This is a genomic window from Helicobacter sp. 23-1045 (assembly GCF_053654655.1).
The window spans coordinates 182,469-189,078 of the sequence record NZ_JBSIUR010000004.1; the positions used below are offsets into that span (position 1 = coordinate 182,469).

7 protein-coding genes are annotated in these 6,610 nt (G+C 40.0%); 3 read left to right on the forward strand and 4 right to left on the reverse strand.

The window, feature by feature from the left end; genetic code table 11:
- Positions 1 to 24: 24 nt before the first annotated feature.
- Positions 25 to 879 (reverse strand): glycine--tRNA ligase subunit alpha, encoded by an 855-nt coding sequence (glyQ, locus tag ACWIUE_RS06010; RefSeq protein WP_454135745.1) that lies wholly within the window; start codon positions 877 to 879, stop codon positions 25 to 27.
- Positions 876 to 2,696 carry a hypothetical protein gene (locus ACWIUE_RS06015; RefSeq protein WP_454135747.1) on the reverse strand — a complete coding sequence of 607 codons (1,821 nt, stop codon included), beginning with the start codon at positions 2,694 to 2,696 and terminating at the stop codon, positions 876 to 878. Before ACWIUE_RS06015 ends, glyQ begins: the two co-directional genes overlap by 4 nt.
- A gap of 116 nt (positions 2,697 to 2,812) precedes the next feature.
- Here ACWIUE_RS06015 and ACWIUE_RS06020 point away from each other — a divergent pair, with 116 nt between their 5' ends.
- The 3 genes from ACWIUE_RS06020 (at position 2,813) to ACWIUE_RS06030 (ending at position 5,163) form a co-directional block, all read left to right on the forward strand.
- Positions 2,813 to 3,331: a gamma carbonic anhydrase family protein gene (locus ACWIUE_RS06020; RefSeq protein WP_454135749.1), complete on the forward strand. Its 519-nt coding sequence runs from the start codon at positions 2,813 to 2,815 to the stop codon at positions 3,329 to 3,331.
- 89 nt (positions 3,332 to 3,420) lie between these two features.
- Positions 3,421 to 4,116: a hypothetical protein gene (locus tag ACWIUE_RS06025; RefSeq protein WP_454135751.1), complete on the forward strand. Its 696-nt coding sequence runs from the start codon at positions 3,421 to 3,423 to the stop codon at positions 4,114 to 4,116.
- Between the two features lie 21 nt (positions 4,117 to 4,137).
- Positions 4,138 to 5,163, forward strand: a complete 1,026-nt coding sequence (locus ACWIUE_RS06030; RefSeq protein WP_454135753.1) for a N5-glutamine methyltransferase family protein — start codon at positions 4,138 to 4,140, stop codon at positions 5,161 to 5,163.
- 114 nt (positions 5,164 to 5,277) lie between these two features.
- Here ACWIUE_RS06030 and ACWIUE_RS06035 read toward each other — a convergent pair whose 3' ends face one another.
- Complete coding sequence (locus tag ACWIUE_RS06035) at positions 5,278 to 6,318, reverse strand: hypothetical protein (RefSeq protein ID WP_454135754.1); 1,041 nt, start codon at positions 6,316 to 6,318, stop codon at positions 5,278 to 5,280.
- A 9-nt stretch (positions 6,319 to 6,327) separates the two neighbouring features.
- Positions 6,328 to 6,610, reverse strand: a 283-nt coding sequence (locus ACWIUE_RS06040; RefSeq protein WP_454135756.1) for a hypothetical protein, incomplete at its 5' end; no start/stop codon positions are given.

Here is a 6,610-nt window from a genome sequence, read left to right on the forward strand (position 1 = left end):
AATCTTATAAAAATTTCGCAGAATCTACGAATTTTCTTTATACATTACCGCGCATTCTTTGGCGATTTCGCGGATTTGCAAGATATAATCCTGCCTTTGCGTTACGCTAATTGCGCCCCGTGCGTCCAGCACATTAAAAAAATGCGAACAATACATCACGCAATCATACGCAGGGAGCGGGAGATTCGCACGGAGAGCCGACTTTGCCTCCGCCTTAAATTTATCAAAAAGCAAAAATAGCATATTTGTGTCCGCCACTTCAAAATGATACTTTGAAAACTCGTATTCACCGCGTTTATGCACATCTGCATAAGAGACGATTTTGCCATTATTTTCGCTAAAAACTATGTCAAAAACGCTTTGTTTGTTTTGGATATACATTGCAAGTCGCTCCACGCCGTAGGTGATTTCGATAGGCGTGGGGTGGCACTCCAATCCGCCTACTTGCTGAAAATATGTAAATTGCGTGATTTCCATACCATCTAACCACACTTCCCAGCCAAGCCCCCACGCGCCTAGTGTGGGCGATTCCCAATTATCTTCGATGAATCGAATGTCGTGTGCCTTTGTGTCAATTCCTAGCATTTCCAAACTTTGCAGATAAATTTCTTGTATATTTTGGGGGCTAGGTTTGATTAGCACTTGAAATTGATAGTAGCTACCCAATCGATTTGGATTTTCCCCGTAGCGTCCATCTGTGGGACGGCGTGAAGGCGCAGTATATGCCACCGCCCAATCACCACTATCTAGTGAGCGCAAAAGTGTCGCAGGGTGAAATGTCCCAGCCCCCGCAGGTATATCATAGGGTTGCAAAAGCAAACAGCCCTCATTTTTCCAAAAATCTTGTAATTTTAATAGCATTTCACTAAAAGTAATCATTTTTTAACTCCCTTATTTTTGCTAGATTCTGCACTTTTCGCAGAATCTTTCGCAGAATCTCGTTTTGCAGAATCTTTTGGCACAAAAATCGAGCAATCGCCATTGCCTAGCGTTTTTAGCACTTTGTAATCGCTAACTTTATCCATAACGCCTAACTTTTTGCCGTATTTATCAACGCAACCTAAAATTATAGGCTTATTTGCGCTTACAAACGCGCGGAATTTGTCATTTATATCGGGCATAAATTTTTCCCTATCAAAAATCTGATAATAATATGGAAATTTATGCGCGAGTGCGACATTTTTCACGCCAAAAAGCAACGGCGCATTTGAAGCAATACTCTCTAACTCGCCATCAAAAATGATTTTCGCATTTGGGTGCAAACTCTCATAATCGCGCAATTTTTGAAGCGAATCCAACTTATCATCAGCATAAGCGTTTCGCAAGATTAGATTCGCATAAGGCGTGTTTTTTGGCATTCGCGTGTGGTTTTGTTTGGTGCGCAAAAAAGTATTGTAATAATTCCACGAAAACGCATTTTCATATTGGCGCAATTTTAGATTATGAAAGCCTAAAAAAATCACAGCGATTGCCAGAAGCGAAGCGATTCGCGCTTTCTTATTGTAGATAGTCAAATAAAGTGCGTCAATAAAAAGCCAAATCCCAACCATACATTGCACTTTCATTCGTGCATCCTCTTGAATGGGATAGTTAAAAACCATCGTAGAGAGCGTTAAAAGCGCGGCGATAAATTTGACAGTATCCTCATTTAAAATCGCCTCTTTGCTAAAATATAAAATGAGCGGACGAAACGCATAATACACGCAAGGGATTAGCACGATTAGCCAATAGCGCATATTTTGCATAATGCGCCCGTGCCAAGTATCATCATTGCTAGTGTAGTTGAAAATATGCGCTGCCATAACGCCAAAGTCCGCAGGATAGCCCTGCATAGGTTGCGCCATCGAAACTAACGGCAAAAGCGATGAGTATAAAATCTCTAACCCTTCAAAGCCATTTCGTAAAAATACAAACGCCAAAAACGCCACATTAAAGACTAAAAATGAGCCAAGTATTAGGCGCAAAATGTCTTTATAAGTCCTTTTTGTAATCGCGCTTATGTGATAAAGAATGATAGGAATGATAAAAAACACCGACAAAATCACAAGCCCTTGCTGACGCAAATACGGAAAGCAAAAGCACACAAATCCAAGCACCACAAGTCGCCACGCCTTTTTATCCTTGATATATGCGCATAGCAGGTAGATTCCCGCCGCTACAAACACCATAAAGATATGATTAAACCACGGCTGGTCATTGCCCTGAAAGCTAATTAGGATTGTAAGAATGGCAAATTTCGCCCAAAGATTGGGCATTACTAATCGCGCCGTTTTGTAGATGAAAATAAATGCGACGAAAATCCCCACACCGCCTACACATACCGCAAGTGTGATTTGACTAACGCCAAAGATTTTTAAAAAAATCCCAACCACAATGGGGATAAAAACCGAATGTGGCGAGTAAAAATCGATTCCGCTTAAATGCCCATTTGCCGCCATTCCGCTTAAAAAAGTGAAAAACGCCAAATGGTGGTCGTGGTGCTGTCCTACGCCATCATCGTATTTCATAAATTGCCCAGAAGCAAAAGAGCTAATAAGCAACATAAACGCCACAAATCCCCAAAATGCGAGTTCAGCACCCAAAAATGCAAGTTTTTTTGCGTTTAGATTCTGCGAATTTTGCGTTAGATTCTGCGAAAAGAGATTCTGCAAGATATTTTGCGAAAAAGTGCGAAGTTTATTTAGTGGATTTTGCATTTTGATATTTCCTTGCAATTTAGTTGCGTTCTGTTTAAAAAAAGTGCGATTTTAGCCTAAAATTGCTTAAAGATTCTGCTATACTTTTGCAAATTTCAACAAAAAAGGATTTGAATATGATTTTAGAATTTGAGGGCAAAAAACCGCAGATTAAAGCTAGTGTGCGGATTTTTGATAATGTCAGCATTATCGGCGATGTGAGTATTGATGAAGATTCAAGCGTGTGGTTTGGGAGCGTTTTGCGCGGGGATTTAAACGCTATCAAAATCGGCAAACGCACAAATATTCAGGATTTAGCCATTATTCACACGATTCAGCCTGATGCAGTTTTCCCAAATGGGCTTGGCGTCATTGTGGGCGATGATTGCACAATCGGGCATAGAGTTACGCTCCACGCGTGCAAAATCGGCAATAATTGCCTTATTGGTATGGGTTCTGTGGTGCTTGATAATGCCGTAGTGGGCGATGAATGCTATATCACAGCTGGCAGTGTGCTACTAAAAAACAAAAAATACCCGCCAATGTCGCTAATCTCTGGCAATCCCGCCAAAATCGTCCGCCCCTTGCAACCCAAAGAAATCGAAGCGATTAAAAAAGAAGCGCAATTTTATTTGGAGCTAAAAGGGCGATATTAGTTTTATTGCATTTTAAGGCAAAAGTGTGCAAAATTCGCACTTTATTTGCAAACGCAGAATCTAAATTGCGAAATCTAAAAGGACAAAAAATGAATGATTTAAACCCAAATAAAGTCGATGGATTTTATCCAAAGTGCCTAAAAACGCCGTTTTTGGTGTTTGGCGTGATTGTAGCTGTGCTGTTTGTTGTAGCGATTATGCTGTGCCGTGGTGGCGTCCCTGATTGCTGTAAAAACGCAGAATCTACCGCAAAAATCACAGATTCTGCGCCCAAAAACGCAGAATCTACCGCAGAATCTACTCCCAAAATCGCAGAATCTGCCCCAAAAGAACCCCAAAAATTTGATGATATCAAGCAAGAGGGCAAAGCATTAACCGCCATCACAACCCTAGCAGACAAGCCCAAAAAGCCCCTGCACCAAATCGCGCAAGAGCAGTTTTTGCAAACGGGCAAAATCATCGATGGATACACATTTAAAGTGTCGGTATTTTTTGATAAAAATAGCTCATTTTTAGGCAAAAAACAGCAAGAAACTTTCGCCGCCTCGCTTTTAAGCAACGCAAAAGACGCCAAAGTCGCCCTTGTGATGGGATATGGATGCGATTTGGGCGACAAAAAATACAATCATTTTTTAATCAACAAGCGCATCGAGCGGACGATAAAGGCGATTAAAAAGCAATATCCAAATATGCAGATTGCGAGCTCTAACGAGGGGCAGTTGCGAGAGAGAAGCGATGAAAAGGGCAGAGAGATGGAGCGCAGAGTGGATATTTACTTTTATTAAATGACGATTGATTCGCTTTAAATGACGATTGATTCGCTACTAAAATCAGCGCGTTTGGCATATAAAGGCGAACGAGCGAATTTGGTGTGCGAGACTTTACTAGCGCACTTTTTAGGCAAAAATCGCGTTTTTTTGCACTCACATAGCGAAGCAAAAATACAAGATATTTTGGCAGATTCTGCGCTAAAAATCGCAGAATCTAGCGGAGATTCTGCGTCCGTCATTGCAAGAGAGCAAAGCGATAGAAGCAATCCACTTTTACAAGGCGCGAATTTAGCGCAAGATTCTGCGTTTTGTCATTCTCATCAAGGCGCAGAATCCATCCAAAATTGTCATTCTCTGCAAAGCAAAGAATCTAAAAACTTAAATTTGGAAACTTTGCAAAAACAGCTTTTTGAAGCCATTTCGCGCCTAAATTGTGGCTATCCATTGGAATATATCACAAAAAAAGTGAGTTTTTATTCACAAGAATTTTTTATCGATTGTGGTGCGCTTATCCCGCGCCCAGAAACCGAGCTTTTGGTGGATAGGGCGTTGCAGTTAATTAAAGCGCACGACATTCAAAAAATCTATGAAATCGGCGTAGGCAGCGGGATTATCAGCATTATGCTTTGCCTTTTAAATCCGCGCATTCAAATCATCGCAACGGATATTTCGCCCACCGCCCTTAAAATCGCACAAAAAAATATCGCGCTAAAATCCGCGATAGATTCAACCCTAAAATCGCGCATTTTGCTTGTCGAATCTGACTTGCTAAAAAGCGTAGATTTTAACCCAAAAGATTCGCTTATCATCTCAAATCCGCCCTATATTGCGGAGGATTATGCGATTCCACGCAATTTGACTTATGAACCACAAAACGCGCTTTTTGGTGGCAAAAATGGCGATGAGATTCTGCGCCAAATTATTGCGCTAAATTCAGACTATCTTTGTTGCGAAATAGGGCACAATCAAGGGCATTTGGCGGATTTTTTGACTTGCTATAAAAGCGTAGAATTTTACAAGGATTATGCGGGATTTACTCGCGGATTTGTAGCGGTAAAATAACATTTTTTTGTGTGGCAATTTGTGTCTTTGGTAATCCGCAGAATCTACTTTCATTTCGTTATTGCAAGATTCTGCGATTTACACGAAAATCTCACAAATTTCGTAGAATCTACCCTAAATCTCACCATTTTTTTCTAAATTCTGCAATAGTTTTATAACCGCCTCCGTGCGTAAATTTGCGCCATTTTTATTGAGATGATAATTTGTATCATAAAAATATTTTTGCGAAAAAATAAAATCTCTAAAATCGCCATAAATCTTAATATTTAGCGATTCTAGCGCAGTTTGCAGTGCCTTAATATTTCGCAGAATCTGCGTATTATTTGCGCTAAATAGTTCATTTTCTGCGGTGGCAGGGTAAGTTAAAATAATCTTAATATTTTTAGATTCTGCGAAATTTTGCAATCGCCTAAATTCATCAACAAAAAACGCCGAAATTTCCACGCTTTGCGCCATTCCATAATCGCTTTTTATCGTAAAATCGCCATTATTTTCCTGCGTGCAAAAATCTCCATAAACGCTTAAACTTTTATAGTTATATCCTTCAAATTTCCCTTCGCAAGGTGCGATATTCGCCCATTTATTTTGCATATCGCTTATGATGTTTGGCGAAGTTTTGCGATAAAAAATATATTTGATGATGGTTTTGGCGACTTTTAGCGGAGGATTCTGCGAATATGCTAAGATTCTGCCCTTAAAATCGATGTATTTGTCATAATCGCCCCAAGTTTCCATATTTTGGATATACCATAAATCATCTTTTGGCGCACCTCGCGTGTAATATCCAAAGGCAAGTGGCATTAGCACGATATCTCCATTTTTCGCAGAATCTATAATTTTATCAATGTGATAATTTATCGGTAGTCCGCCGTGCGTGGCGTAATTTATCGGTTTGTATTTTGTTTTTACATCAATTAGCGCGGAGTTAAATCCAAACAGCGAGTTAGAATCGCTAATGATAATAAGTCGCCGTTTTTGCGTGGGTGTGGCGTTTATATAATCTTTGATTTTGTAGGTATTTTTCAACCAAATCTCGGCATTTGTAAGAATGGGAAGCGAAAATATTTTCACAGCACACACAAGCATCGCAAAATAGACGATAATCGCGCCAATACTAAATATAAAAAATGTAGCGATATATTTTTTTGATTGCATTTAAAAACCTCAAAAATTAAAATAAATAAATGGTGGCGCATAACTCGCCCCAAGCATCTCTAATATCACAAACGCAAAGGCAAATCCAGCGATGATGAAATGAAGCATTTTTGCAGATTCTGCGATTTGAATGGCGTTTCTACACGCTACGCAAATTAGAAGTGCGATGGTAATCCACGCCACCATTTCATTTGCATTCGCCCCAAGTGTGCTAAAAGTGCTATGCCATTTGTGCAGCGTCTCACTCGCGCTAAATCCAAACATACATTTAAGTAGGCTGAATGCGCCATTT